This window comes from Streptomyces niger, from assembly GCF_000718305.1.
GTDB lineage: Bacteria > Actinomycetota > Actinomycetes > Streptomycetales > Streptomycetaceae > Streptomyces > Streptomyces niger.
Genome location: NZ_JOFQ01000009.1, coordinates 174100 through 199231, shown reverse-complemented (window position 1 = coordinate 199231; position 25132 = coordinate 174100). Strand labels below are relative to the sequence as shown.

Here is a 25132-nt window from a genome sequence, read left to right as displayed (position 1 = left end):
CGGGCGACGGCGGGGCGAGCGCCGCCGTCGCGTTCGCGCGGTTCAGTCCTTCCCCGTGCCCGCCGGTGCGGGCCCGTCCGAGTCCGTGACGACCGCTGTCCCCCCGCCCCCATCGGCGGTGGTCGGCCCGATCCGGATCTCGAAGTCGCCCTCGTACTTCTCGTGTCCGGCCACGACCGCGGCCTCGATGACCTCCTCGCCGATCTGTCCACGGACGATCAGCGGGTCGCTGCGCAGGTCCTTCAGTAGCGCCCAACACATGACGATCATGACCAGTGTGAAGGGCGCCGCGACCAGGATCGTCAGGTTCTGCAGTCCTGTCAGCGCGGAGTCGGAGCCACCCCCGATGAGCAGCATGACGGCGGCCACCGCACCGGTGACCACGCCCCAGAAGACCACGACGAACCGGGTCGGCTCGTACGCGCCGCGCTGTGACAGCGTGCCCATGACGATCGATGCGGCATCCGCCCCGGACACGAAGAAGATGCCCACCAGGATCATGACGAGCACGCTCATCAGCGAGGCGACGGGGTACTGGTGCAGGACGTCGAAGAGCTGGGCTTCGGGCGTCGTGTCGTTGCCCAGCTTGCCCCGGTCCTCAAGGAACATCGCGGACTGGCCGAAGATCGCGAACCAGATGAGGCTCACGACGCTGGGCACGAGGATGACGCCGCCGATGAACTGGCGGATCGTCCGGCCCCGACTGATGCGCGCGATGAACATGCCCACGAAGGGCGTCCAGGAGATCCACCACGCCCAGTAGAAGACCGTCCAGCTGCGCAGCCAGGCGTCGACGTTCGCGCCGCTGCTGGCACCGGTGCGGCCTGCCAGTTGCGGCAGTTCACCGAGGTAGGTGGCCAGCCCGGTGGGCAGCATGTTCAGGATGAGCACGGTCGGCCCCGCGACGAACACGAAGACGGCCAGGATCAGCGCGAGCACCATGTTGATGTTGGACAGCCACTGAATGCCCTTGGCCACGCCGGAGACCGCGGAGAGGATGAACGCGATCGTCAGCACGGTGATGATGACGACCAGCAGCGTCGTGCTGACGCTGTCCTTCCAGCCGAGCACCTTGATGCCGCTGCCGATCTGCAGCGCCCCCAGGCCCAGCGAGGCGGCCGACCCGAAGAGCGTCGCGAAGATCGCGAGGATGTCGATGATCCGGCCGCCCGCCCCGTTGGCCCGGCGCGCACCGATCAGCGGGGTGAAGACCGCACTCATCGTCTGCCGGCGCCCGCGCCGGAAGGTGCTGTACGCGATGGCCAGGCCGACCACCGCGTAGATCGCCCACGGGTGGAGCGTCCAGTGGAACAGCGTCGTGGCCATCGCCGTGTCCATCGCCTCGGCGGCGTCCTTGGGATGGGTGCCCGGAGGATGGGTGGTGAAATGGCCCAGCGGCTCGCTCACTCCGTAGAACATCAGGCCGATGCCCATACCGGCGCTGAACATCATCGCGACCCAGGACACCGTACGGAATTCCGGCTGTTCGCCTTCCGCACCGAGAGTGATCCGTCCGTACTTGCTGATGGCCAGCCAGATGGCGAATACCACGAAGGCGGAGGCGGCCAGCACGAAGCCCCATCCGCCGTTCTTGATGACCCAGTCGAGCATGGACGTGGAGACGTTCTTCAGCGATGACGTCGAAACGGCACCCCAGACGATGAAGGCCAGGGTGAGCAGTGCCGTGACACCGAAGACCACCCGGTCGGTCTGGGCGGGGCGGGCACGTTGCGAGTCCGGCGGCAGGTCGATCGGGCTCGACGCCCTGCTCCCGCCCTCCGGTTCGTTCTCTCTGTCCGTCACGTGGTGACCTTTCGATGGGCTGAATTTCCCCTAGCCATTACCCCTTACCACGGTTCAACACCTGGAAGACGGCTTCGCGACCGTAAGGTGATACGCGGACCGCCCGTCCAGCAGCAACGGCACCAGCGCCCGCAGCGGCTGGCGCAGCCGGACGAATGCGCCCGCACCGTCATGTTCGACCCGTAGGCCGTGCAGCGCCAGTTCGTCGCCGACTTCCTCGTACGCGGCGCCGTCCAGCCGGTAGCCGCACGGCGGGTCCTTGAGGACCTGCTCCTCGGTGGCCGGGTCGTTGTCGGCGCCGCCGAGGTAGACCGGCCCGCGATCCGCGAGACCCGCCAGCCGGGCCGTCGTGGTGGCCGCCTCGATTCGGCCACGGCGCTCCCCGAGGAAGGCGAAGGTGCCCTTCAGTCCGGCGAGTTGGGAGCCCACCCGGCGCCGGTTGTTGACGGCCGGATCGTCCTTCTCGGCCTGGGTGAGCGGCGTCGTACGGGTCTCCACGAGCAGCCCGACGGAGTTCTTCACGCCCGCCGTGTTGCGCAGGATGCGCTCTTGGCCGTCGCCGGCCACCTGCTTGACGGGCTCACCGGTCTCGGGGTCGGTCCAGATGCCGTAAATGCCGGTGCTGAAGCCGCTGTCCTGCACGGTGGGGCGCACGTACCGCTCGGAGAGGGTGGTGGCCTCCTTGTGCACCGCCTTCGGGGTGTTGAGGTTGCGCGGCCACAGTGCCAGCAGGTCCTTGTCGTAGTACGGCGGGGTGGCGCCGTACTCGTGCAGGTCGTAGATGGTGTCGGGGCGGTAGTCGCGGAAGACGCGGGCCATCGCACGGGCCTCGGCGGTCTGCAGGGCGATGTGGTCGCGGTTGATGTCCACGCCGTCGGAGTTGCCGCGGGTGTTGGCGGCGCGCCCGTCCGGATTGGCGGTGGGGATGACCAGGACGCTGGTACGGGCGAGGAAGCGGCGGGTGGCGTCGTCGGTGGCGTAGGCGAGGTCGCGGACCGTGGACAGGCACGCCTCGCGGCCCGAGGGCTCGTTGCCGTGCTGGGAGCAGATCAGCAGGACGGAGTTCCCGTGGCGCACCTGGCCGGCGGAGGGCGGCCGCACGGCGCCTATACGGACGAGCTGGACCGGCCGGCCCTGCTTCGTCGAGCCGATGCGGTCGATGCGCATGCGTGCGCTCTCCCGGTCGGCGCGGGCGAGGAGTTCCTGTTCCTCGGGCTGGGTGGTCCAGCGGGCGCCGTCGCTCTCCTCGAAGCCGGTGCGCGGCCCTTCGTGGCCCGCGGCGGCGGCCGTGCCGGGTCCGGCGAGAAAGGCCGTGGTGAGCGCGGTGGTGACGACGCCGAGCAGTGCGGTGCGGAATCTGTACCTCACGAAGCGGTGTCTCCCTTGAGCGGTGCGGACACGGTTCTCCGGGGCGGGCTGCACGTATACGGTGCGGCCCGCCTCGGGGGTCAGCGGGCGGCGGGCACGGGGCGGAGCGAGCGCAGCGTATCGATGCCGGCGAGCGGCTGGGCCTCGATACGCGGCGTGCGCGGTGTATCGGAGAGGGCGCGCGCGGCACCCGTGAGGGGCAGCTCGGCCTTGGTGCGGGACAGGTCGAGGGTGAGCGTCGGCTTCGTGGCCGGCGGGTCGATGAGCCCGGCGTCCGTGCCGCCGATGATCAGGGCGAGCCGGTGCCCGGCGGGTACGACGTGGTCGGTCGCGGCCAGGTCCAGGGTGATCGTGTACGGCTTCCCGGGCGTCAGCGGGCGGCCCTTGTGCGGGTCGGCATAGGTGCCCAGGTCGGCCCAGCCGCGGCTGACGACGGTCTGCGCGACCTTCTCGGTGTCGGGCGCGGTCTCCTTGTAGCAGGCGCTGTCGCCGTCCCGGCTCGCGCCCCAACAGGTGCGCCGGTCCAGTGTCGTGATGCCCTCGCCTGTCCCGGCGTAGTTGCGGATGGTCGCGGGACCGAGGTCGACCAGGACGGCCGAGAGGTGGGCGGTGGCGGTGGAGGGCGTGGCGGTGACGGTGACCCGGCCGGCGCCGGACAGCCGCAGCGGTGCGGCCAGCGGGGCGGTGCGGAACGCGGCCTTCGCGGCGGTCGGTTCGTCGGCGTGCGCGGCCCAGTCGGTCTCGCTCAGCTTCGGATCGTCCGTGAAGGTCTCGGTGGCGCCGGAGGGCGCGGGCCGCGTCCCGAGCACGCCGACGCCCGGCAGGTCCCCCTTGCCGGGCCGCAGGGTCGTACGGACGGCCGTGCCGGGTGCGGGCCAGACGCGGTCCGTCGACCACTTCCCCGGGGCGCGTTCGACGTCGGCCATGGGGGCGCGGTCGATGCCGTTGTCGTAGCCCATCAGGTAGTGGTCGAACCACCGGTGCAGCGTGGGCACCCAGGTCTCCCGCCGGAAGTCGAACGGGTCGACGTGGCCGGTCTGGGACAGCCAGATCTTGCGCTCGACGCCGTGCTTCGCGAGCGCGTCCCACCACTGCCCGAAGTGCTTGGTGCGGACATTGAGGTCCTGCATACCGTGCACCACGAAGACGCTCGCCTTCACCTTGCGCGCGTCCTTCACGTAGTCGCGCTCCGACCACAGGTCCGTCCAGTCGCCGCTGCGCGGGGCGCCGTCGACGAGGTTCTTCTGGACGGCGGCGCAACGGCCCTGGGCGGCCGGGCTCTCGACGTGGTCGGACAGCCACTCGGGGCCGGAGTCGTAGAGCGGGGCGCCCTGGGAGAAGTAGTAGTCGTACCAGGAGGAGATCGAGCCGATGGGCACGATGGTCTTCAGATTCGGCACTCCGGTGGCGGCCACGCCGTTGGCCACGGTGCCGTCGTAACTTTTGCCGATCATGCCGGTCCTGCCGTCGGACCAGCCGGCGGTGACCCGTTCGCCGCCCGTGGGGGCGTCGTAGGCGCGGGCGCGGCCGGCCAGCCAGTCCACGACGGCCTTGGCGGACTGCACGTCGGAGCGGCCGCCGACGTCCACGCAGCCGTCCGAGCGGTTGGTGCCGGCGAGGTCGACCAGGACCGTGGCGTACCCGCGCGGCACGAAGTAGTTGTCGTAGAACAACGGGAACTGCACGGGGCGGCCGTCGGCGTCGTAGGTCTTCTTCTGGTTCTCGTTGCCGCGGCCGCAGCACGAGTAGTACGGGCTCGCGTCCATGATGACGGGGACGCGGCGGCCTTGCTGTGCGGGTTCGCGGGGCCGGACGATGTCGACGGCGACCCGGTCGGTCCTGCCGTCCGAGTCGCCGTCCAGTTTCGTGTCCACCCATACCGATTCACGGATGGCGCGGTCGTAGGAGTACACGGGTCTGCTCTCCCCGGACGCTGCGGCCCGAGCCCCCTCGGATGCGGCGCCCCGCGTCCCTTCGGGGGCCGCGACCCGCCCCCCTTGGGGCGCGGCCTGTGCGGTGCCACCGGGCGGCAGCAGGACGGCGAGCAGGGCGGCAGTGGCCGCCACGACGAACGCTTGCCACGGTATGCGGCCCAGCCGCGTGCGTATGGTCACCCGCCGGACCGTAGCGCGGGGCCCCGGCACGACGTAAGAGTGTGTCCGGGACGGAAGTGACCATGACGGCCCGATGTCGGTCATGTGTCAGATATGGCGATGCACCTGACGTGAGGCGCGAGAGTACATAGGGTCGGGAGTGACTCGACCAGGGTCGGCACCACCCCCCACGTAGGCCGGAACGGACCGGCCTCTCCGACGAGTTGGAGGACTCGTGCGTCACAGACTCCTCGTGCCGGGCGCGGCCGTGCTCAGCCTGCTGCTGGCGATCCCGGCATCGGCTGCGGACTACTCCCCCGGCGCGCCGGGCGCAGGCGACTCCTACTACCCCGAGAGCGGCAACGGCGGGTACGACGTCTCCCACTACGACCTGCGGCTGAAGTACCAGCCGAAGACGGACCTGCTGGAGGGCACCGCGACGCTGCTCGCGAAGACCACCCAGGACCTCTCCCGCTTCAACCTCGACTTCGGCCTGAAGGTCAGCGAGGTCCGCGTCACCGGCAAGAAAGCGTCCTTCAAGGCCTCGGGGAAGCACGAGTTGGAGGTGACGCCGGCCGCGCCGCTGCCCAAGGGCAAGGACGTCAGCGTCGTCGTGCGGTACGCAGGCAAGCCCTCCGAGCTGAAGATCGACGGCTTCACGGCCTGGGCACGCACCCCGGACGGCGGCGTGGTCGCACAGGAACCGGACTCGGCGGTCTGGTGGTACCCGAGCAACGACCACCCCACCGACAAGGCCACGTACGACATCTCGGTGGCCGTGCCGGACGGCACCCAGGCGCTCAGCAACGGCGTGCTGCTCTCGCAGACCTCCAAGCTCGGCTGGACGCGCTACAACTGGCGCTCGGACAAGCCGCAGGCGACGTATCTGACGACGCTGGCGGTCGGCAAGTTCGACATCACCAAGGACACCACCGCGAACGGCCTGCCGGTCATCAACGCGGTCAGCAAGGACCTGGGCAGCAACGAGGGCGCCGCGAAGGCCAGCATCGAGCGCACCACCGAGGCCGCCGAGTGGCTGGAGACGGTCTTCGGGCCGTACCCCTTCAACGCGCTCGGCGGGTACGTGCCGAACGTCCCGGCGGGTTACGCGCTGGAGACCCAGACCCGCCCCTTCTACGGCAAGAAGGCGTTCGACGCGGGCGCCAACGTCTCCGTCGTGGTGCACGAGCTGGCCCACCAGTGGTACGGCGACAGCGTCTCGCTGAAGGACTGGAAGGACATCTGGGTCAACGAGGGCTTCGCCCGCTACAGCCAGTGGCTGTGGTCGGAGAAGGAGGGCGAGGGCACCGCGCAGGAGCTGGCGGACTACGTGTACGACCAGCACCCGGCCGACGACGCCTTCTGGAAGGTGAAGCCGGGCGACCCGGGCCCGGACAACCAGTTCGACATCGCGGTCTACGACCGCGGCGCGCTGGCCCTCCAGGCGCTGCGCAACAAGCTCGGCGACAAGACCTTCTTCTCGATACTCAAGGCCTGGCCGACGGAGAACAAGTACGGCAACGCCTCGGTCGCGGACTTCGTGAAGTTCGCCGAGAAGAAGTCCGGCAAGCCGCTCGCCGACTTCTTCGACACCTGGCTCTACCAGCCCACCAAGCCGGCCGCACCGGCGGCGAAGGGTGCGTCCATCGCGTCCGCGAAGACCGCGGCGAAGCAGCCGAAGTCGTGGAAGTCCATCGCGGCGACGAACGACATCCACGCGCACGGCGACATCCACACCGAGGACGGCCACCGGCCGTAGTACATCTCCCCGCCGATCAACGGTTACCAGGAGGTAATCGCGGCTGATTGGATGTGCGGCGCCGGATCAATCCCACACCCCACAGGGAGATTCAGTGCCGCACTCCACACCGCGTCGCCCCCGCGCCGCCGTCCTCGCCACCGCGCTCGCCGCCGTCGCGGCGTCGACACTGGTCACGGCGGCCCCCGTGGCGGCCGCCACGGCGGACACCCCCGCCCTCAAGGTCCTGACGTACAACACATTCCTGTTCAACAAGACCCTCTACCCGAACTGGGGCCAGGACCACCGGGCCGCGGCGATCCCGGCGGCCGGCTTCTTCCGGGACAAGGACGTCGTCGTCCTCCAGGAGGCGTTCGACAACTCCTCCTCCGACGCGCTCAAGGCGAAGGCCGCGGCGGCCTACCCCTACCAGACCCCGGTACTGGGCCGCTCCAGGGCCGGCTGGGACGCCACCGGCGGAGCGTACTCCTCGCTCACCCCGGAGGACGGCGGCGTCACCGTCCTCAGCAAGTGGCCGGTGCTGCGCAAGGAACAGTACGTCTTCAAGGACGCCTGCGGCTCCGACTCCTGGTCCAACAAGGGCTTCGTCTACGTAGTGCTCGACGTGCACGGCCAGAAGGTGCACGTGGTCGGCACCCACCCGCAGTCCACCGACCCCGGCTGCGCCGCGGGCGAGGCCGCCGCGACGCGCGCGAAGCAGTTCAAGGAGCTGGACGCCTTCCTCGACGCCCGGCACATCCCCATGGACGAGCAGGTCATCGTCGCCGGCGACTTCAACGTCGACTCACGGAGCGCGGAGTACGGGTCGATGCTGCGCGACGCAGACCTGGTGGCCGCCGACGTCCGCACCGGGCACCCGTACTCCTTCGACACCCGGGACAACTCCGTCGCCAGGGACCGCTACCCCACCGATCCCCGCGAGGACCTGGACCACGTCCTGCACCGCGCGGGCCACGCCCGGCCCGCCGACTGGCACAACGAGGTCGTCAAGGAAGAAACCGCCCCCTGGACGGTCACCAGCGGCGGCAGGTCCTTCACGTACACGAACCTCTCGGACCACTACCCCGTCACGGCTGCCGCCGGCGCACCGGACGGGGCGACGGAGCAGCGCTCAAGGTAGGCCGGCACGGCCGGCACCGCCCGGTGGGTCCGTCGCCACCGGGGCCGGACAGACGACGAGGGTGTACCTGAGTACACCCTCGTCGTGACACCGCCCGGCTCAGCCGCGCGGTCCGGGTATCTTCGGCGTGTCCGGTGCGGGCGGGCCCTCCAGGCCGCCCGTGCCGCCGTCCGTGCCGCCGTCCGTGCCGCCGGAGGCGCGTTCCGCGGCGATGCGGTTGACGCGGCCGCGGACGGCGAACCAGCCGGCGATCAGAGCGAGGACGATCACCGGAGCCAGCATGACCGTGTCCCGGCCGACGCCGTCGTCGAACCACATCAGCACGATGACGCCGAGCAGGAACGCGATGGTGAGGATGTCGGTGACCGGCGTGCCCGGCAGCCGGAACTTCGGGCGCTGCAGGAGGCCCTCCTTGGTCCGGCGGACGAACACCATGTGACAGATCATGATGACGACCCAGGTGCTGATCACGCCGAGCGCCGCGATGTTGATCACGATCTCGAACGCCTGGCTGGGCACCAAGTAGTTCAGCGCGACGCCCAGCACGCACACCGCCGAGGTGAGCAGGATGCCGCCGTACGGCACCTGGTGGCGGTTCATCCGGCCGACGAACTTCGGCGCGGAGCCGGCCATCGACATCGAGCGCAGGATGCGGCCCGTGGAGTACAAGCCCGAGTTCAGGCTGGACATGGCGGCGGTGAGCACGACGAGGTTCATCACATCGCCCGCGGCCGGCACGCCGACGTTGGACAGCACGGTGACGAAGGGGCTCTCGGAACCGCTGTACTTGTTCCACGGCATCAGGAGCGTCAGCAGCACGACCGAGCCGACGTAGAAGATGCCCACCCGCCACATGATGGAGTTGACGGCCTTCGGGACGACCTTGTGCGGCTCGCTGGTCTCACCTGCGGTGACGCCGACCATCTCGACGGCGGAGTACGCGAAGACCACGCCCTGGAGGACGACCACCACGGGCAGCAGCCCGGTCGGGAAGAACCCGCCACTGTCGCTGATCAGGTCGAAGCCGGGGGTGTGCCCGCTCACAGGGTGCTGGGTGGCCAGCAGGAAGATGCCGATGAACATGAAGACGACCAGGGCGGCGACCTTGATGATCGCGAACCAGAACTCCAGCTCACCGAAGATCTTCACCGAGATCAGGTTCACGGCCAGCACGACCGCGAGCGCGATCAGCGCCATCACCCACTGGGGCACGTCGGTGAACAGGCTCCAGTAGTGCGTGTAGAGCGCGATGGCGGTGATGTCGGCGATACCGGTGGTCGACCAGTTCACGACGTACATCCAGCCCGCCACGTAGGCACCCTTCTCGCCCAGGAACTCACGGGCGTAGGAGACGAAGGAGCCCGAGGAGGGGCGGTGCAGGACCATCTCGCCCAGCGCCCTTACGACGAAGAACGCGAACAGACCGCAGACCGCGTAGGCGACGGCGAGCGCGGGGCCCGCGGCGGCCAGCCGGCCGCCGGCACCGAGGAACAGGCCGGTACCGATCGCGCCGCCGATGGCGATCATGTTGATGTGCCGGGCCTTGAGGCCCTTGCTGTATCCGGCGTCGCCCGCATCGTGCGGGGCGTTGCCGTTCCCCCCGTCCGGCGGCCGGTAGGCGTCTTCCTGGACGGTATTCGTGCTCACGGGTGGGTCATCTCGCTTTCGGAAGGGCGATGGAGCCACGGTCGGCCGCTGCGGATCGCGCGAGCCGGGCCGATCGCACACCTTCCCCGAAGGACGGCCATCCGTCTGTGAAAGAGATCACACCGTGCCTTTGGTTTCCCAGCTGAACGGCCCCCGACTCCCCCGGAAACGCAGCCGTATCCGCCTATGAAGGGAGCAGTCCCTCAGCCCACGGGGGGGGAGCAGCCCCCTGCCCTTGAAGGGGCTCATGGCACAGCCCCTTCAAGGGCGTCATCGCACAGCACCTGAAAGGGCCATCCCTCAGTCCCTGAGGGCGAGCGCCAGGGCCAGCACGAGTGCCACCGGCCAGCCGGCGAGCAGCACGACCACCCAGAGGCCCGCGCCGGGGCCCCTGAGAAGCGACAGAAGCCAGCCGACGAGGCCGGGGCGTGCCTCCGGTGGCCCAGCGGCGCGCGACCGCCCCTGGGCCGCCTCCGGCCACCCCACCACGTCACCGGAGCCGCGTGTGACGGGCGCGGCCGGCGCGTCCTTCCGTCCCGGCTCCGCGCGCCCCGGAGCGGCCGGCCGAGCCGGTTCCGGCCCGGGTTCCGGTACCGGAGCCGTCCCCGCGGCCAGCGTCGCCACCGGCACGTACGCGGAGACCAGGGGCCGGAAGGCCCGCTCGTCCGCGAGGAAGCGGGCGAAGACCTCCAGCGCCATCGGCCGCAGCCCGGGCAGCTCGGCGTCCGCCACCGGGATCCGCGCCCGCGCGCCCGTCGCCCCGGTGACGACCACGCCGTACGCCAGCTCGACGGGCCGGCCGCTGCGGTCGCGCAGCACCACGCCTTCGGCACCGGGCGGCGAGGCCTGGACGATGCGGTACGAGAGTCCTATGCGCCCGCCGTCCGGCAGCGACGCCTCCGCGTGCCGGCTCTCCCCCTCCTGGGTGAGGCTGCCGGTGATCGCGTCGCGCAGCAGCCCCGAGAGGCCGCGCTCGGCCAGGAAACCCGGTACGAGCAGCGTGCGCTGCCCCACCACCCGGCCGCGCGCCACCAGGAAGGGCCAGCAGCCGGGATGCCGGGATCCCCTGCGGCTCACGACACCTCACCGTCGCGCAGCACGGAGGCCGGCAACTTGGACACGAAGGAGGCCAGCTCGGCGTTCATGCGGTCCATCGCGATCCGTCGCGCGGAGGCCGCCTCCTCGGTGAGCCGGTCGACCTTGCCCAGCTCCTGCTCGCGCAGGTCCATCTTTCGATCACCCTGCTCCGTGAGCCGGCTGGCGAACATCTCCACCGCCGCCTCGCTCACCTTGTCGAGCTTCTTGCCACCCACCACGGCCCCCAGGACGCCGCTGATGGCCTTGCTGAGCCGGGCGCTGAGGGTGCCGCTCAACCACTTGATCCGCTCGGTGGCGGTCAGGGCGGTACCGATCTGGATCTCAAGGATGAGCCGGCGGCGGGTCGCCTCGTCCAACCGGCCGAGGACCGAGGAGAAGATGTCCGGCAGGATCGCCAGGAACGGGATCTCGACGTACTGCGGGTGCGGCAGCGCGCCCGGGTGCTTGCGCATCCGGCCGTCCGGCTCCAGCGTCGCGTAGTCCGGGCCGACCGCGCTGACGGGCAGCAGCCGCACGGCGGGCTCGTACTCGTTCCCCGCCATCGCAACGTTCTCCACGAGGTGCGCGAACTCCTCGATGCCGCACAGCGCGTCCCGCACCGCGGCCAGCGACGCCCCCTCCGTGGGGGCGTGCCCGGCCAGCAGGTCCCACTTGGTGACCACGAAGTGGACCGGCTTCTCCGCGGACTGCAGCAGCCCGAAGATGAGCGACATCTCGTGGTGGAAGTGGTTGATGCCGTCCTCGGTCCCCGCGAGGAGTTCGCGTACGTACTGCCCGTCCAGCAGGCACAGCACCGTGTCCGCCGTCACCAGCCGCTCGGTCAGCTCCTCCTGGGCCCGCGACGCGGCGTCGTCGTGGGTGGCCTCGGTGAGCAGCTCGCCCGCGTAGTCCAGGTACTTGATGCGCAGCACCGAATGGTTCGTGGCATTCCGTCGGGTCTTGCAGTCGAAGGTGTACTCGCGGCCGTCGTGCACGCGATTCGAGGCCGGCCACTCCTCGCGGTCCCGCACCTGCCGGTAGAACTCCATCAGCTCGATGCGCTGTGCCTGCGGGCACTCCAGGAAGATCGCGGCGCTGCTCTGCACCTGAAGGCGCTTGAAGAGGCTGGACAGATAGACGGTCTTGCCGGACCCGGACGGCCCGACCACCAGGACCCGCACGGTGAACGGGTCATCGCTGAGTTCGAGCATGTGTCCCCCGAGAGCTCCGTACCGGAACAGCGGATGCTACTGAAGGGGACTCCGGGCCGGAAGGAAAGCGGCGGGGCACTCACTCGCCGGAGTGGTGACAAACGTGGTGAGACAGCAATACTGTCCAACATGATGGAGTCCGCTGCCGATGAGAGCCTGACCGTGGACGAGCTGGCCGCACGGGCCGGTGTCACGGTGCGTACGATCCGGTTCTACAGCACCCGCGGGCTGCTCCCGCCGCCCGAGATCGGCCCGCGCCGGGTCGGCCGGTACGGCCCGGACCACCTCTCGCGGCTGGCGCTCATCGAGGAGCTGCAGCACCAGGGCATGACCCTGTCGGCCATCGAGCGCTATCTGGCGCAGCTTCCGCCGGACCTCAGTGCGCAGGACCTCGCCATCCACCGCGCCCTCGTGGCCGGCTGGCTCCCCGACCGGGCCGAGGAGCAGACGCTGGCACAGCTGGAGCGGCGGGTGGGCCGGTCGCTGACGGTGCAGGACCTGGACCGGCTGGCCGCGATGAGCGTGCTGGTCCGCACCGAGGAGCCGGACGTCTTCCAGGTGGACCCCGGGCTGCTGCAACTCGGGGTGCGGCTGCTGGACGTGCCGATCGCGCTGGAGACGATCCTCGCGGCCCGCACCGTGGTCATGGAGCACACCCGCTCGGCGGCCCGGGAACTGAGCCGGCTGTTCAGGGACGAGGTCGGCGCCGCGCACGAGGACGACGGGCCGGACGCCGCCGAGGTGGCCCGCCGCAAGTCGCTCTCCGCGCACATGCAGCCGCTGGTCGTACAGGCCCTTGTGACGGCCTTCCAGCGGTCGATGAAGGACGAGCTGCGGGAGTGGTTCAGCGAGCGGTGAGCGGGGCGGGGTGGGCCCCGCACGGCCCCGCCCCGCCCCTCCGCTTCAGTCCTTGAAGGGCTCCCCCTTCTCGGCCTTCGCCAGCAGCAGCGGCGACGGCGCGAACCGCTCCCCGTACGCCGCCTGGAGCTCCTTGGCCCGGGCCACGAAGCCGGCGACGCCGCCCTCGTAGCCGTTGATGTACTGCATCACGCCGCCGGTCCAGCCGGGGAAGCCGATGCCGAAGATCGAGCCGATGTTGGCGTCGGCGACGGAGGTGAGCACGCCCTCCTCGAAGAGGCGTACGGTGTCCAGCGCCTCGGAGAAGAGCATCCGCTCCTGCATGTCCTTGAAGGGAATCGAGACGTCCGGCTTCGTGTAGTGCTCGCGCAGCCCGGCCCAGAGGCCCTGCCGCTTGCCGTCCTCGCCGTACTCGTAGAAGCCCGCGCCCCCGCTGCGGCCCGGCCGCCCGAACTCGTCCACCATCCGGTCGATCAGCGCGTCGGCGGGGTGCGGCGTCCAGCTGCCGCCCGCGTCCTCGATCGCCTTGCGGGTCTCGTTGCGGATCTTCCGCGGCAGGGTGAGGGTCAGCTCGTCCATCAGGGAGAGCACCTTGGCCGGGTAGCCGGCCTGGCCCGCGGCCTGCTCCACGGAGGCCGGGTCGACGCCCTCCGCGACCATCGCGACGCCCTCGTTGATGAAGTGACCGATGACGCGGGAGGTGAAGAAGCCGCGGCTGTCGTTCACCACGATCGGGGTCTTGCGGATCTGGCGTACCAGGTCGAACGCGCGGGCCAGCGCCTCGTCGCCGGTCCGCTCGCCCTTGATGATCTCCACCAGCGGCATCTTGTCGACCGGCGAGAAGAAGTGCAGGCCGATGAAGTCCTGCTGCCGCTCGACGCCTTCGGCGAGGCCGGTGATCGGGAGGGTGGAGGTGTTGGAGCAGAGCAGCGCGTCGGGCGCGACGATGCCCTGGATCTCCTGGAACACCTTGTGCTTGAGCGAGGTGTCCTCGAACACCGCCTCGATGACGGCGTCGCAGCCCGCGAGGGCCTGCGGGTCGGCGGTCGGGGTGATCCGCGCCAGCAGCGCGTCCCGCTTCGCCTCGGTCGTGCGGCCCTTGGCCAGCGCCTTGTCCAGCAGCCCCGCGCTGTACGCCTTGCCCTTGTCGGCCGCCTCCTGGGAGACGTCCTTCAGCACGACCTCGATGCCGGCCCGGGCGCAGCTGTACGCGATGCCCGCGCCCATCATCCCGGCGCCGAGGACCGCGACCTTCTCGACCTTCCGCTCCTCGATGCCCTTCGGGCGGTTGGCGCCGGAGTTGACGGCCTGGAGGTCGAAGAAGAAGGCCTGGATCATGTTCTTCGAGGTCTGGCCGGTGACCAGCTCCACGAAGTAGCGCGCCTCGATGGTCTGCGCGGTCTCGAAGTCGACCTGGGAGCCCTCGACGGCGGCCGCGAGGATGTTGCGCGGCGCCGGGTACGGCGCACCGTTCAGCTGCTTCTTCAGGTTGGCCGGGAACGCCGGGAGGTTCGCGGCGAACTTGGGGTTGGCGGGCGTGCCGCCGGGGATCCGGTACCCCTTGGCATCCCAGGGCTGCTGGGACTCGGGGTGCTCGTCGATGAAGGCGCGCGCCTTGGCGAGCAGGTCCTCGGGCGACTCGGCGACCTCGTGGATCAGGCCCGCGTCCTTGGCCCTGGTGGCGTTGTACTGGGTGCCCCGGAGGAGGACCTTGAGCAGCGCGTCGGCGATGCCGAGCAGCCGTACGGTACGGGTGACGCCGCCGCCGGCCGGGAGCAGGCCGAGGGTGACCTCGGGCAGGCCGATCTTGGTGCCGGGCGTGTCGAGCGCGACACGGTGGTGGCAGGCGAGGGCGATCTCGTAACCGCCGCCCAGCGCTGCGCCGTTGATGGCCGCGACGACCGGCTTGCCGAGCGTCTCGATGCGGCGCAGGTCGCGCTTGATGCCCTGGCCCGCCTCGAACGCCTGCTGGGCATTCTCCGGGGTGACGGCGATCAGTTCCCGCAGGTCGCCGCCGGCGAAGAAGGTCTTCTTGGCGGAGGTGAAGATGATGCCGCGGATGCTGTCCTTCTCGGCCTCCAGGCGGTCGGCGACCGCGGCCAGCGAGGCCTTGAAGTCCTGGTTCATCGTGTTCGCGGACTGGTTGGGGTCGTCGAGGACGAGGGTGACGACGCCGGTCTCGTCCTGCTCCCAGCGGATCGTGCTGGTCTCACTCATGCTGCGTTCTCCGTTAAGGGGGTCGGGACGGACGGTCAGAGGCGTTCGATGACGGTGGCGACGCCCATGCCGCCGCCGACGCAGAGGGTGGCCAGGCCGTAGCGCTTGTCCTGGCGCTCCAGCTCGTCGACGAGGGTGCCGAGGATCATCGCGCCGGTGGCGCCGAGCGGGTGGCCCATGGCGATGGCGCCGCCGTTGACGTTGACCTTGTCCAGGCCGATGCCCATGTCGGCGACGAAGCGCAGCACGACGGCGGCGAACGCCTCGTTGATCTCCACCAGGTCGATGTCGTCGATCGTGAGGCCGGCCTTGGCGAGCGCCTTACGAGAGGCGGGCGCGGGCCCGGTGAGCATGATGGTCGGCTCGGAACCGGAGACCGCGGCGGAGACGATCCGGGCGCGCGGGGTGAGGCCGTAGCGCTCGCCGACCTCCTTGGAACCGATGGCGACCAGGGAGGCGCCGTCCACGATCCCGGAGGAGTTGCCCGCGTGGTGGACGTGGTCGATCTTCTCGACCCAGTGGTACTTCTGCAGCGCCACCGCGTCGAACCCGCCCATGTCGCCGATGGCGGCGAAGGAGGGCTTGAGGGCGGCGAGCGAGTCGGCGGTGGTGCCGGGGCGCATGTGCTCGTCGTGGTCCAGGACGGTCAGCCCGTTGCGGTCGGTGACCGGCACGACGGAGCGCTTGAAGCGCTCGTCCTTCCAGGCCGCCGCTGCCCGCTCCTGGGACAGCGCGGCGTACTCGTCGACGTCGCGGCGGCTCCAGCCGCCGAGGGTGGCGATCAGGTCGGCACCGATGCCCTGCGGGACGAAGTTGGTGTCGAAGTTGGTCATCGGGTCGTTGAACCAGGCGCCGCCGTCCGAGGCCATCGGCACCCGGGACATCGACTCCACGCCGCCGGCCAGGACCAGGTCCTCCCAACCGGACCGGACCTTGGCGGCGGCCAGGTTGACGGCCTCCAGGCCGGAGGCGCAGAAGCGGTTCTCCTGTACGCCGGCGACGGTGTCGGGCAGCCCGGCGGCGATCGCCGCGATGCGGGCGATGTCGGAGCCCTGGTCGCCGACCGGGCCGACGACGCCCAGCACGATGTCGTCGATGGCGGCCGGATCGAGATCCGGGAAGCGCCGCCGCACCTCGTGGATCAACCCGACGACCAGGTCGATCGGCTTGGTGCCGTGCAGCGCTCCGGATGCCTTGCCGCGCCCGCGCGGGGTGCGGATCGCGTCGTACACGTACGCTTCGGAAGTCACGGTGTGGAGCCTTTCAAGATGAGGGTGAGCCGTGTGAGGGTTCGGCCGGCAGGTGAGGGTGGTCAGCCGAGCAGCGAGCGGCCGATGATCTCCTTCATGATCTCGGTGGTGCCGCCGTAGATCGTCTGGATGCGGCCGTCGGTGAACGCCTTGGCGACGCGGTACTCGTTCATGTAGCCGTATCCGCCGTGCAGTTGCAGACAGCGGTCGGCCACCCGCTTCTGCAGCTCGGTGGCCCACCACTTGGCCATCGAGGCGTGTACGGCATCCAGTTTCCCGTCCGAGTGGTCCACAATGCACCGGTCCAGGAACGTACGCGTCACAGCGCACTCGGTGGCCATCTCCGCGATCTCGAAGCGGACGTGCTGGAGCTTGGCCAGCGGCCGGCCGAACGCCTCGCGCTCCTTGACGTACTGGGTCGTGATCTCCAGCAGGTGCTCGGCGGCGGCGATCCCCGCGACGGCGATGCCCATCCGCTCCTGCGCGAGGTTCGTCATCAGATGGATGAACGCGCTGTTCAGCTCGCCGAGCAGGTTTTCCTTGGGCACACGGACGTCATGGAAGAACAGCTCCGCGGTGTCCTGCGCCTTCTGGCCGATCTTGTCGAGGTTGCGGCCCCGCTCGAAGCCCTCCATGCCGCGCTCGACGACCAGCAGGCTGAGTCCATGAGCGCCCCCTTCGGGGGTCGTCTTGGCAACGACGACCACCAGGTCGGCCAGGATGCCGTTGGAGATGAAGGTCTTGGAGCCGTTCAGCATCCAGTGGTCGCCGCGGTCCTCGGCGGCCGTTCTGATGCCCTGCAGGTCGGAGCCCGCGCCCGGCTCGGTCATCGCGATGGCGGTGATGATCTCGCCGCTGCAGAAGCCGGGCAGCCAGCGCCGCTTCTGCTCCTCGGTGGCCAGCGAGGTGAGGTACGGCCCGATGATGTCGTTGTGCAGGCCGATCGCCAGGCCCGCGGCGCCCGCCCGGGTGAACTCCTCGGCCAGCACGGCGCTGTACCGGAAGTCGGGGTTGCCCCCGCCGCCGTACTCCTCGGGGACGGCGAGCCCCAGCAGCCCCTGCCGGCCGGCGGCCAGCCACGCCTCGCGGCTGACGATGCCGTCCTTCTCCCACGCCTCGTAGTGCGGCTCGACCTCCTTCTTCAGGAAGGTACGCACGGTCTCCCGGAAGGTGTCGTGGTCCTCGGTGTAGATCTGACGCGGCATGCGCGCCTGCTGCTGGGTCATCGCTGCGAGCCTTCCTCGGAACCGGCACCACGCCGGTTCTCGGGGTGTGCGGTGGTCGGGGTATCGGGGCGTGCGGAGGTAGTGCCTTCAGGGCGTGTGGTGGACGGGGCTTCGGGGCGTGCGAGGGTCGAGGCCTCGGGGCTTGCGATGGTCGGCGCCTCGGGGCCTGCGGAGGTTTCGCTCTCGGAGCCTGCGGAGGTCGAGGCTTCGGGGTATGTGGTGGGCGGGGCCTGGAGGCCTGCGGAGGTCTTGCTCTCAGAAACTGCGGAGGTCGAGGCCTCGGAGCCTGCGGAGGTCGTGCCCTCAGAGCTCGCGGCGGTCAGGGTGGGGACGTCCCAGTCGCGGGCCACTTCTTCGGTGTCCGCGCCGGGCAGGGCGGGGCCGCCGCGCACCGCTCCCGGCGTACGGGAGAAGCGCGGCGCGGGCGCGGGCTGGGTCATCCCGGCGTGCTCGACGAAGGTGCCGCGGGCGGTGAGATGCGGGTGGGCAGGCGCCTCGCGCAGGGACAGCACGGGGGACACGCACGCGTCGGACCCCTCGAAGACGGCCGTCCACTCCTCCCGGGTACGGGTACGGAACCGATCGGCGATGGTCGTACGCAGCTCGCCCCACTTGGCGAGGTCCTCCCTCGGGGGCGCCTCGTCCGCGATGCCGAGCAACCGCAGGAACTCGGCGTAGAAGCGCTGCTCCAAGGCGCCGACGGCCATATGGCCGCCGTCCGCCGTCTCGTACGTGCCGTAGAAGGGTGCGCCGCCGTCCAGGAGGTTGGCGGCGCGGCAGTCCTGCCAGGCGCCGGCCTCCAGCATGCCGCGGATCATGGTGGTGAGGTGGGCCGTGCCGTCGACGATCGCAGCGTCCACGACCTGGCCGCTGCCGCCTTCGGTGCGGGCGTGCTGCAGGGCCGCGAGGGTGCCGATGACGAGGTAGAGCGAGCCGCCGGCGTAGTCACCGAGGAGGTTGGCGGGGGCCACGGGCGGGCCGTCGGCGGTACCGGTCATGCCGAGGGCGCCGGTGAGCGCGATGTAGCCGATGTCGTGGCCCGCGGTGTCAGCGAGGGGGCCGTCCTGGCCCCAGCCGGTCATCCGTCCGTAGACGAGCCGGGGGTTGCGGGCGAGGCACTCCTCGGGACCGACGCCCAGCCGTTCGGCGACGCCCGGCCGGAATCCCTCGATCAGCACGTCGGCCCGTTCGACCAGGTCGAGCACCTGGTCCGGGCCTTCGGGGGACTTCAGATCCACCAGCACCGAGCGCTTGCCGCGGTTGGTGAGGTCGTGCGCCGGGTCGATGCTGATACCGGAGCCGCCGGGGCGGTCCACGCGTACGACGTCGGCGCCGAGATCGGCGAGGAACATCGCGGCGAACGGGCCCGGCCCGATCCCGGCGAGTTCCACCACGCGTACTCCGCTCAGCGGGCCGTTCCCTGTCTGCGCCATCGAGCCCCCTGCCCGTGTCACCCATGCGTATGCGGCACCGATGCGGATGTGACACCAATGCTGTAACACTCGTGATGTTAAGAACGTGTTCCACTTTCCACAAGCCCCTCAGGACAGGTTCGGGGCCCACTTCGATGGTCGATGCGCGGGTCGTCCGATGGTCGGTGCGCGGGACGTCCGACGGCCGGTGCGGGGCCGAACGCGGAAGGGCTTCCCCAGAGGTTCTGCGCGGGGCTTCCCAGGGGCTTTCCGAGCGGCTTCCCAGGAGGTTCCGCGCGGCTTCCCAAGGGGCTTTCCGAGCGGCTTTGCGCGTCGGTTGGTCCTGCCGCCATTGCCTGCCCGCAGGCCTTGGTGACAATGGCCGGATGTCTTACACGCACCTCGCCGCCGCACTGTTCGATCCCGGCTCCGGCCAGGGCTGGCGCCAGATCGCCGAGCTGTCCATCGCCCTGCTGCTGTCGTCCCTCATCGGACTGGAACGCGAGGCGCGCCAGAAGAGCGCGGGCCTGCGCACGCACACCCTCGTGGGCGTCGGCAGCGCGCTCTTCATGGAGGTGTCGATCCACGGCTTCGGTGCGGTCACCGGAATCGACGGCATCGGGCTCGACCCGTCCCGGGTCGCGGCGCAGGTCGTCTCCGGCATCGGCTTCATCGGCGGTGGCCTGATCTTCGTGAAGAAGGACGCGGTGCGCGGCCTGACCACGGCCGCCACGGTCTGGCTCACCTGCGCCATCGGCATGGCCTGTGGCGGCGGGCTGCCGCTGCTGGCCCTGGCCTCGACGGCCGTGCACTTCCTCGTAGTCCGCGGCTTCCCCAAGGTCACCGACCGCATGGCCCTGGCCCCGTCCGTCGAGCGCTTCGAACTGCGACTCGCCTACCGAGCCCAGCACGGTCTGCTCGGCCGCATGCTGGCGATGTGCACCGGCGCCGGCTTCCAGGTCACCGACGTCCAGGTCGACACCGACCCCGAGGCCCCCGAACGGGTCGCCTCGGAAGTCCTCCTCCGCCTGGAGGGCTCGGCCTCGGCACACGACCTGGTGGAACGCCTCTCCCAACTGGAGGGTGTCCGCGGCATCACCTTGGGCCGCGAGTCGGACCACACGGAGTGAGGACGTCCTTCGGGCGCAGGAACCGCTGCGTACGGAGAGTGCGGGGCGCTGCTGCCCTTTGTGGTGCTGCGTCCTCGGGCACCCTGGGGGCACTTCTGACTCAGCATCAGGAGAGGGCTGTGTCCTCCAGCAAACGGCGGACCGTTCTCACGGCCACCGGGCCGAGCGGCAACCGCTGCGCCACCGTAGCCGGGCAATCGATGACGTCCCGCAGACGCAGCGCCACACGGGCGGCACGACGCCGGTGAGGAGCGCGGGGAGGGGCATGCGGGGGTCCTGCCACGGTGCCGGAGGACGCAACTCCCGAAAGGTCGTGTTGACGCCGCGTACAACTGATCCATAGCGTGCGATCACCGACTGGGCGAGCACCACGAACGTGCCCGCCCGCACTGCAGGCGCCCGTAGCGGCGCTCACATCGAAGGCGCCCGCATCGGCGCTCACACCTAAGGGGCCGCACCATGGGACGACAGGACGACGCGGGGCGGACGTACGACGTCGTCCTTTTCGGCGCCACCGGCTTCGCGGGCCGGCTCACCGCCGCCTACCTGGCCGCGCACGCCCCCGAAGGCTGCCGCTGGGCGCTGGCCGGGCGCAACAAGGCCAAGCTGGAGCGGCTCCGCGCCGAACTGGCGGCGAGCCACCCGGCCTGTGCCGACCTGCCCCTCGTGCACGCCGACGCCGCCGACCCTGAGTCGCTGCGGACCGTGGCCGCCGCCACCCGGGTACTGGCCACCACCGTCGGCCCGTACTTGAAGTACGGCGAACCACTGGTCACGGCCTGCGCCGAGGAGGGCACGGACTATGTGGACCTCACCGGTGAGCCGGAGTTCATCGACCGGATGTATGTGCGCCACCACGCCACGGCGCGCGCCTCGGGTGCACGCCTGGTGCACGCCTGCGGGTTCGACTCCGTCCCGCACGACCTCGGCGTGTTCTACACGGTGGGGCTCCTGCCCGAGGGTGTGCCACTGCGGATGGCCGGCTTCGTCCGCACCAACGCCACGTTCTCGGGCGGCACCCTGGCCTCCGCGCTCACGGTGATGTCCCGGCCGCTCGGCATGGTGCGCGCCGCCCGGGAACGGCAGCGCGTGGAGCCGCGCCCGGCGGGCCGCACGGTGCGCGCGGTCCCTGGAGTGCCGACCCGCGAGCTGGGCGTCTGGGGCGTACCGTTGCCGACCCTCGACCCGCAGGTGATCGGCCGCTCAGCGGCGGCTCTGGAGCGCTACGGTCCGGACTTCCGCTACCGCCACTACGCCGGCGTCAGACACCTTCCCGTGGCGGTCGGCGGCGTGCTGGGCGCGGGCGCCGCGTACGGTGCGGCGCAGGTTCCGCCCGCGCGCCGGTGGTTGTCGGCTCGGCTCGCGCCGGGCGACGGGCCGGACGAGGAGCGCCGCGCCAGCAGCTGGTTCAAGATCCGCTTCGTGGGCGAGGGCGGCGGCCGGCGGGTCGTCACCGAGGTGTCGGGCGGCGACCCGGGGTACGACGAGACGGCGAAGATGCTCGCCGAGTCGGCGCTGTGCCTGGCGTACGACGAACTGCCGGAGACCGCCGGTCAGGTGACGCCGGCCGTGGCGATGGGCGACGCGCTCACGGACCGTCTGAAGCGCGCCGGGCTGCGCTTCCGGGTGGTGGACGAACAGGGCTGAAACGGGCCGCAGAGGGCGCCTCGGGCGTCACGCGTCGCTGCCGGCCTCCGCGAGCGCGCGGCGGCACAGCGCGTCGGCGGCGCGGGTGGTCTCCGGCTGGCGGTAAGAGGCCGCCAGCCGCAGCGTATGGGCACAGGCGCGGTCCAGGCCGACACGGTGGCCCACGGACACGAAGACCGGCTTCACGCCCGGCTGCGTCCGAACGGCCCGGCCGACCTCCTCGCCACCATCCAGCAGCGCCGAGGTCGCGCCGCGCTCCGGCCCCGGCGCTTCATAGGTGAAGGTGAACGGGTTCTTCGCGACGCCGATCACCGGCAGCCCCGTGAGCACCCCGAGGTGGCAGGCCAGCCCGAAGCGGCGTGGGTGGGCGAGCCCGTAACCGTCGCAGACCACCAGGTCCGGTACGCGGGCGAGTCGGTCGAGCGCGTCGAGCGCGGTTGGGATCTCCCGGAAGGCGAGCAGCCCGGGGACGTACGGGAACGACACCGGGCCGACCGCCGTCGCCTCGTCGACGACGTCGAGCGTGCGGGCGTCGAGCGCGACGGCCGCGGCCGCGACGACGCCCCGCTCGTCGTCGTACGCGACGTCGACCCCCGCCACGGTGCCCGCGAACCCCGGCTCGGGCCCGGGCTCGTCCAGGACGACGTGCCGGCGCAGCCGGTCCTGGGCAGCGCGGGCCGCGGCCTCGTCGGCGGGCCAGTTACGCAGTTCGTCGTCGCGGGAGACAGTGCTGTTGCTCGTCATGGTGGCGCCCACGCTACCGGGCCCTCGTGCGGGCTGAGCTGCGGACCTGACGTACAGGAAGGGCAGCGACGACGGTACCGGAGTAAGCACTGCCGGTCGTGGTCACCCAGAGGGGCGCGATGCGAGCCGTGTCAGCGGGCTCATTCCTTGCCGCGGGCGCGACGGAAGCGGGCCAGGCCATCGGCGAGGTCGATCAGCGGGTCGGGGTAGTCATACCGTGCGCGCTCCCGTGCGGGCAGTTTCCACGGTTCGTGGACCGCGCGGCCCTCGATCCCGGCGAGTTCGGGAACCCAGCGGCGTACGTAGGCGCCATCGGGGTCGTATCGCTTGCCCTGAGTAACGGGGTTGAAGACGCGGTTGGGCCGGGAGTCCGTGCCGGTGCCCGCCACCCACTGCCAGTTGAGCTGGTTGTTGGCCAGGTCGCCGTCGACCAGCAGGCGGAGGAAGTGCCGGGCCCCTGCTCGCCAGTCCACGTAGAGCGTCTTGGCCAGGAAGCTCGCGGTCAGTAGCCGACCGCGGTTGTGCATCCAGCCTTCGTGGGCCAACTGCCGCATGGCGGCGTCGACGACGGGATAGCCGGTCCGCCCCTGCTGCCACGCCTCGACCTCCGCCCGCGCTCCCTTCTCGGTACGCCACCGGTCGTGCCGGGTGCGGTAGTCCTCCACCGCCGCACGAGGCCGCGCAGCCAGCACCTGATGGTGGAAATCCCGCCAGCAGAGCTGCCGTACGAAGGCCGCGGCCCCCGGGCCGCCCTTCTTGCGCGCCCGGTGCACCGCCTCCACCGGGGAGACCGTCCCGAAGTGCAGATGCGGGGAGAGCCGGGAGGTCGCGTCGCCGGCCAGGTCGTCGTGCCGGTCCTCGTACGCGGCCATGCCGTCGCGTCCCCACGCGGCCAACCGCGCCCGCCCCTCGGCCTCACCGCCGCCGGCCAGCCCGGCCGAGACGTCCCGTAGGGCCGCCCTGGACGGCATCTTTTCCGAGCCGATGCCCTCGGGGACCCGGACGGTCCGCGGGGCGCCCAGCGGCGCGCGCAGCTGTTGCTGCTCCCACTGCCGGGCGTACGCGCCGAACACCGCGAAGTGGTCCTTGGACTGCGGGGTGACCGCGCCGGGCGGTACGGCGGTCACGACCCCGTCGTGTACGTGCAGCCGCCGGCCGTCGGTGGCCAGCGCGGCACGCAGCCGATCTTCCCTGCGCTGGGCGTAGCCGCTGACGTCGGCCGACATGTGGACATCGGCGGCGCCCGCCTCGGCGGCGACCTTGCGCACGGTCTCGGCCACGTCGCCCGACCGCACCACCAGCCGGCCGCCGCGCTCCCGCAGCGCCGCATCGAGAGCGGCGAGGCAGTCGGCCAGGAACGCCGTGCGGTTCGGTGTCGCGAAGCCGGCTGCCTCGATGCGGCCGTCCCGTACGAACAGCGGCACCACCTCCCGCCCCTGCTTCAGGGCCGCGCGCAACGCCGGTTGGTCGTGCAGCCGCAGGTCGGCGGTGAACAGGACGACGGACACGGTCATACAGCACTCCGGGGCGGGGCGGCACGTTGACGCCCCACGATGCCGTGCCGGTCGGCCGGCCGCCCTACGCCACGCCGCCCCGGGCCGGCTCACGGGCCACCCCTCTCGGGGCCAGGGGCGCGGCCTTCCGTGGCCTCATCCGGCCTGTGCAGGCTCCGATGAGGCCTGCCGGGCCATGGTGGTGGACGCCTGAACGTACGAGGCTGGGAGGAAACGTGACCGGGGGCGGAGGGGTGGGAGGGCGGCCGGAATGACGACCGATGCACCGGGCAGGGGTGGAGCTGTGCGCACGACTTCACAGTGCGGCGACAGGGGGCGCTTCGAAGAGCCGCCCATACGGGTCTTCCTGCTGGACGACCACGAAGTCGTGCGCCGCGGCCTGCGCGACCTCCTGGAGGACGAGCCGGACATGACCGTCGTGGGCGAAGCGGCCGACGCCCGCCAGGCGCTCGCCCGCGCCCCGGCGCTGCGGCCGCACGTCGCGGTGCTCGACGTACGCCTCGGCTCCAGTGCCGACACCGGGGACCACGAAGGCATCGACGTGTGCCGCGAGTTGCGCGTCGCACTGCCCGGGCTGGCGTGCCTGATGCTCACGTCCTTCGATGACGACGAGGCGCTCTTCGACGCCATCATGGCCGGCGCCGCCGGCTACGTACTCAAGCAGATCCAAGGCTCGGCCCTCGTGACGGCCGTACGGACGGTGGCGGCGGGACAGTCGATGCTGGACCCCGGCGCCACCGCCCGCGTACTGGCCCGGGTGCGGGGCCCGGCCGTCCCTGTCGGCCCGCCCGAACTGGCCCGCCTCTCCCCACGAGAGCGGCAGATCCTCGACCTCATCGGGGAGGGCCTGACCAACCGCCAGATAGCCGAGCGCCTCTACCTCGCCGAGAAGACCGTGAAGAACCGCATCTCCGCGATCCTGACCAAGCTCAAGGTCGGTCGCCGCATCCAGGCCGCGGTCATCGCCGAACGCGTACGGGACCGTGAGGAGCCGCCCGGTTCCCGGTAACCACGAATCACCTGACACCGGCAGCGACGCGCCGAGGGGGACCATGC

At 70.9% G+C, this 25132-nt stretch carries 17 protein-coding genes and 1 pseudogene; 6 read left to right on the top strand and 12 right to left on the bottom strand.

The window, feature by feature from the left end; all coding sequences use genetic code 11:
* Positions 1-42: 42 nt before the first annotated feature.
* The 3 genes from IF20_RS20110 to IF20_RS20100 form a co-directional block, all read right to left on the bottom strand.
* Complete coding sequence (locus tag IF20_RS20110) at positions 43-1752, bottom strand: BCCT family transporter (protein WP_052866666.1); 1710 nt, start codon at positions 1750-1752, stop codon at positions 43-45.
* Between the two features lie 105 nt (positions 1753-1857).
* Positions 1858-3171 (bottom strand): M14 family metallopeptidase, encoded by a 1314-nt coding sequence (locus IF20_RS20105; RefSeq protein WP_052866618.1) that lies wholly within the window; start codon positions 3169-3171, stop codon positions 1858-1860.
* Between the two features lie 80 nt (positions 3172-3251).
* Entirely contained in the window at positions 3252-5285 is a 2034-nt protein-coding gene (locus IF20_RS20100; RefSeq protein ID WP_052866617.1) for a Xaa-Pro dipeptidyl-peptidase, read from the bottom strand.
* Positions 5286-5499: 214 nt separating this feature from the next.
* Between IF20_RS20100 and IF20_RS20095 the strand changes: the two genes are divergently transcribed.
* Positions 5500-7023, top strand: a complete 1524-nt coding sequence (locus IF20_RS20095) for a M1 family metallopeptidase (RefSeq protein ID WP_052866616.1) — start codon at positions 5500-5502, stop codon at positions 7021-7023.
* A 94-nt stretch (positions 7024-7117) separates the two neighbouring features.
* Positions 7118-8143 (top strand): sphingomyelin phosphodiesterase, encoded by a 1026-nt coding sequence (gene sph / locus IF20_RS20090; protein WP_052866615.1) that lies wholly within the window; start codon positions 7118-7120, stop codon positions 8141-8143.
* A gap of 99 nt (positions 8144-8242) precedes the next feature.
* Here sph and IF20_RS20085 read toward each other — a convergent pair whose 3' ends face one another.
* From IF20_RS20085 to IF20_RS20075, 3 genes are all read right to left on the bottom strand, one after another.
* Positions 8243-9670: an amino acid permease gene (locus IF20_RS20085; RefSeq protein WP_110944364.1), complete on the bottom strand. Its 1428-nt coding sequence runs from the start codon at positions 9668-9670 to the stop codon at positions 8243-8245.
* Between the two features lie 420 nt (positions 9671-10090).
* Positions 10091-10867 carry a hypothetical protein gene (locus tag IF20_RS20080; RefSeq protein ID WP_199896675.1) on the bottom strand — a complete coding sequence of 259 codons (777 nt, stop codon included), beginning with the start codon at positions 10865-10867 and terminating at the stop codon, positions 10091-10093.
* Positions 10864-12078: a TRAFAC clade GTPase domain-containing protein gene (locus tag IF20_RS20075; protein ID WP_052866613.1), complete on the bottom strand. Its 1215-nt coding sequence runs from the start codon at positions 12076-12078 to the stop codon at positions 10864-10866. Before IF20_RS20075 ends, IF20_RS20080 begins: the two co-directional genes overlap by 4 nt.
* 132 nt (positions 12079-12210) lie before the next feature.
* Between IF20_RS20075 and IF20_RS20070 the strand changes: the two genes are divergently transcribed.
* Positions 12211-12936: a MerR family transcriptional regulator gene (locus IF20_RS20070; protein ID WP_052866665.1), complete on the top strand. Its 726-nt coding sequence runs from the start codon at positions 12211-12213 to the stop codon at positions 12934-12936.
* Between the two features lie 45 nt (positions 12937-12981).
* Here IF20_RS20070 and IF20_RS20065 read toward each other — a convergent pair whose 3' ends face one another.
* The 4 genes and pseudogenes from IF20_RS20065 to IF20_RS20050 all read right to left on the bottom strand — a co-directional run.
* Positions 12982-15153 (bottom strand): 3-hydroxyacyl-CoA dehydrogenase NAD-binding domain-containing protein, encoded by a 2172-nt coding sequence (locus IF20_RS20065; protein ID WP_052866612.1) that lies wholly within the window; start codon positions 15151-15153, stop codon positions 12982-12984.
* Between the two features lie 35 nt (positions 15154-15188).
* Complete coding sequence (locus IF20_RS20060; RefSeq protein ID WP_052866611.1) at positions 15189-16403, bottom strand: acetyl-CoA C-acetyltransferase; 1215 nt, start codon at positions 16401-16403, stop codon at positions 15189-15191.
* 62 nt (positions 16404-16465) lie between these two features.
* Positions 16466-17608, bottom strand: a complete 1143-nt coding sequence (locus IF20_RS20055) for an acyl-CoA dehydrogenase family protein (protein ID WP_052866664.1) — start codon at positions 17606-17608, stop codon at positions 16466-16468.
* 326 nt (positions 17609-17934) lie between these two features.
* Positions 17935-19062: pseudogene (locus IF20_RS20050) on the bottom strand (CaiB/BaiF CoA transferase family protein); the annotation flags it as partial.
* Positions 19063-19427: 365 nt separating this feature from the next.
* Between IF20_RS20050 and IF20_RS20045 the strand changes: the two are divergent.
* Positions 19428-20171: an MgtC/SapB family protein gene (locus tag IF20_RS20045; protein ID WP_052866610.1), complete on the top strand. Its 744-nt coding sequence runs from the start codon at positions 19428-19430 to the stop codon at positions 20169-20171.
* A gap of 459 nt (positions 20172-20630) precedes the next feature.
* Entirely contained in the window at positions 20631-21818 is a 1188-nt protein-coding gene (locus IF20_RS20040; RefSeq protein ID WP_052866609.1) for a saccharopine dehydrogenase family protein, read from the top strand.
* A gap of 27 nt (positions 21819-21845) precedes the next feature.
* Here IF20_RS20040 and IF20_RS20035 read toward each other — a convergent pair whose 3' ends face one another.
* Together IF20_RS20035 and IF20_RS20030 are read right to left on the bottom strand one after the other, a co-directional pair.
* Entirely contained in the window at positions 21846-22562 is a 717-nt protein-coding gene (locus IF20_RS20035; RefSeq protein ID WP_052866663.1) for an endonuclease V, read from the bottom strand.
* Between the two features lie 140 nt (positions 22563-22702).
* Positions 22703-24076, bottom strand: a complete 1374-nt coding sequence (locus IF20_RS20030; protein ID WP_052866608.1) for a cryptochrome/photolyase family protein — start codon at positions 24074-24076, stop codon at positions 22703-22705.
* A 283-nt stretch (positions 24077-24359) separates the two neighbouring features.
* On the opposite strand from IF20_RS20030, the gene IF20_RS20025 reads away from it, so the two are divergent.
* Entirely contained in the window at positions 24360-25085 is a 726-nt protein-coding gene (locus IF20_RS20025) for a response regulator (RefSeq protein WP_052866607.1), read from the top strand.
* The last annotated feature ends 47 nt before the right edge of the window (positions 25086-25132 follow it).

Coding starts and splice junctions, on each gene's coding strand:
- IF20_RS20035 (WP_052866663.1), bottom strand. CDS start 22,562: ATGACGAGCAACAGCACTGTCTCCCGCGACGACGAACTGCGTAACTGG.
- IF20_RS20045 (WP_052866610.1), top strand. CDS start 19,428: ATGTCTTACACGCACCTCGCCGCCGCACTGTTCGATCCCGGCTCCGGC.
- IF20_RS20065 (WP_052866612.1), bottom strand. CDS start 15,153: ATGAGTGAGACCAGCACGATCCGCTGGGAGCAGGACGAGACCGGCGTC.
- IF20_RS20070 (WP_052866665.1), top strand. CDS start 12,211: ATGGAGTCCGCTGCCGATGAGAGCCTGACCGTGGACGAGCTGGCCGCA.
- IF20_RS20040 (WP_052866609.1), top strand. CDS start 20,631: ATGGGACGACAGGACGACGCGGGGCGGACGTACGACGTCGTCCTTTTC.
- IF20_RS20085 (WP_110944364.1), bottom strand. CDS start 9,670: ATGATCGCCATCGGCGGCGCGATCGGTACCGGCCTGTTCCTCGGTGCC.
- IF20_RS20075 (WP_052866613.1), bottom strand. CDS start 12,078: ATGCTCGAACTCAGCGATGACCCGTTCACCGTGCGGGTCCTGGTGGTC.
- IF20_RS20055 (WP_052866664.1), bottom strand. CDS start 17,608: ATGCCGCGTCAGATCTACACCGAGGACCACGACACCTTCCGGGAGACC.
- IF20_RS20030 (WP_052866608.1), bottom strand. CDS start 24,076: ATGACCGTGTCCGTCGTCCTGTTCACCGCCGACCTGCGGCTGCACGAC.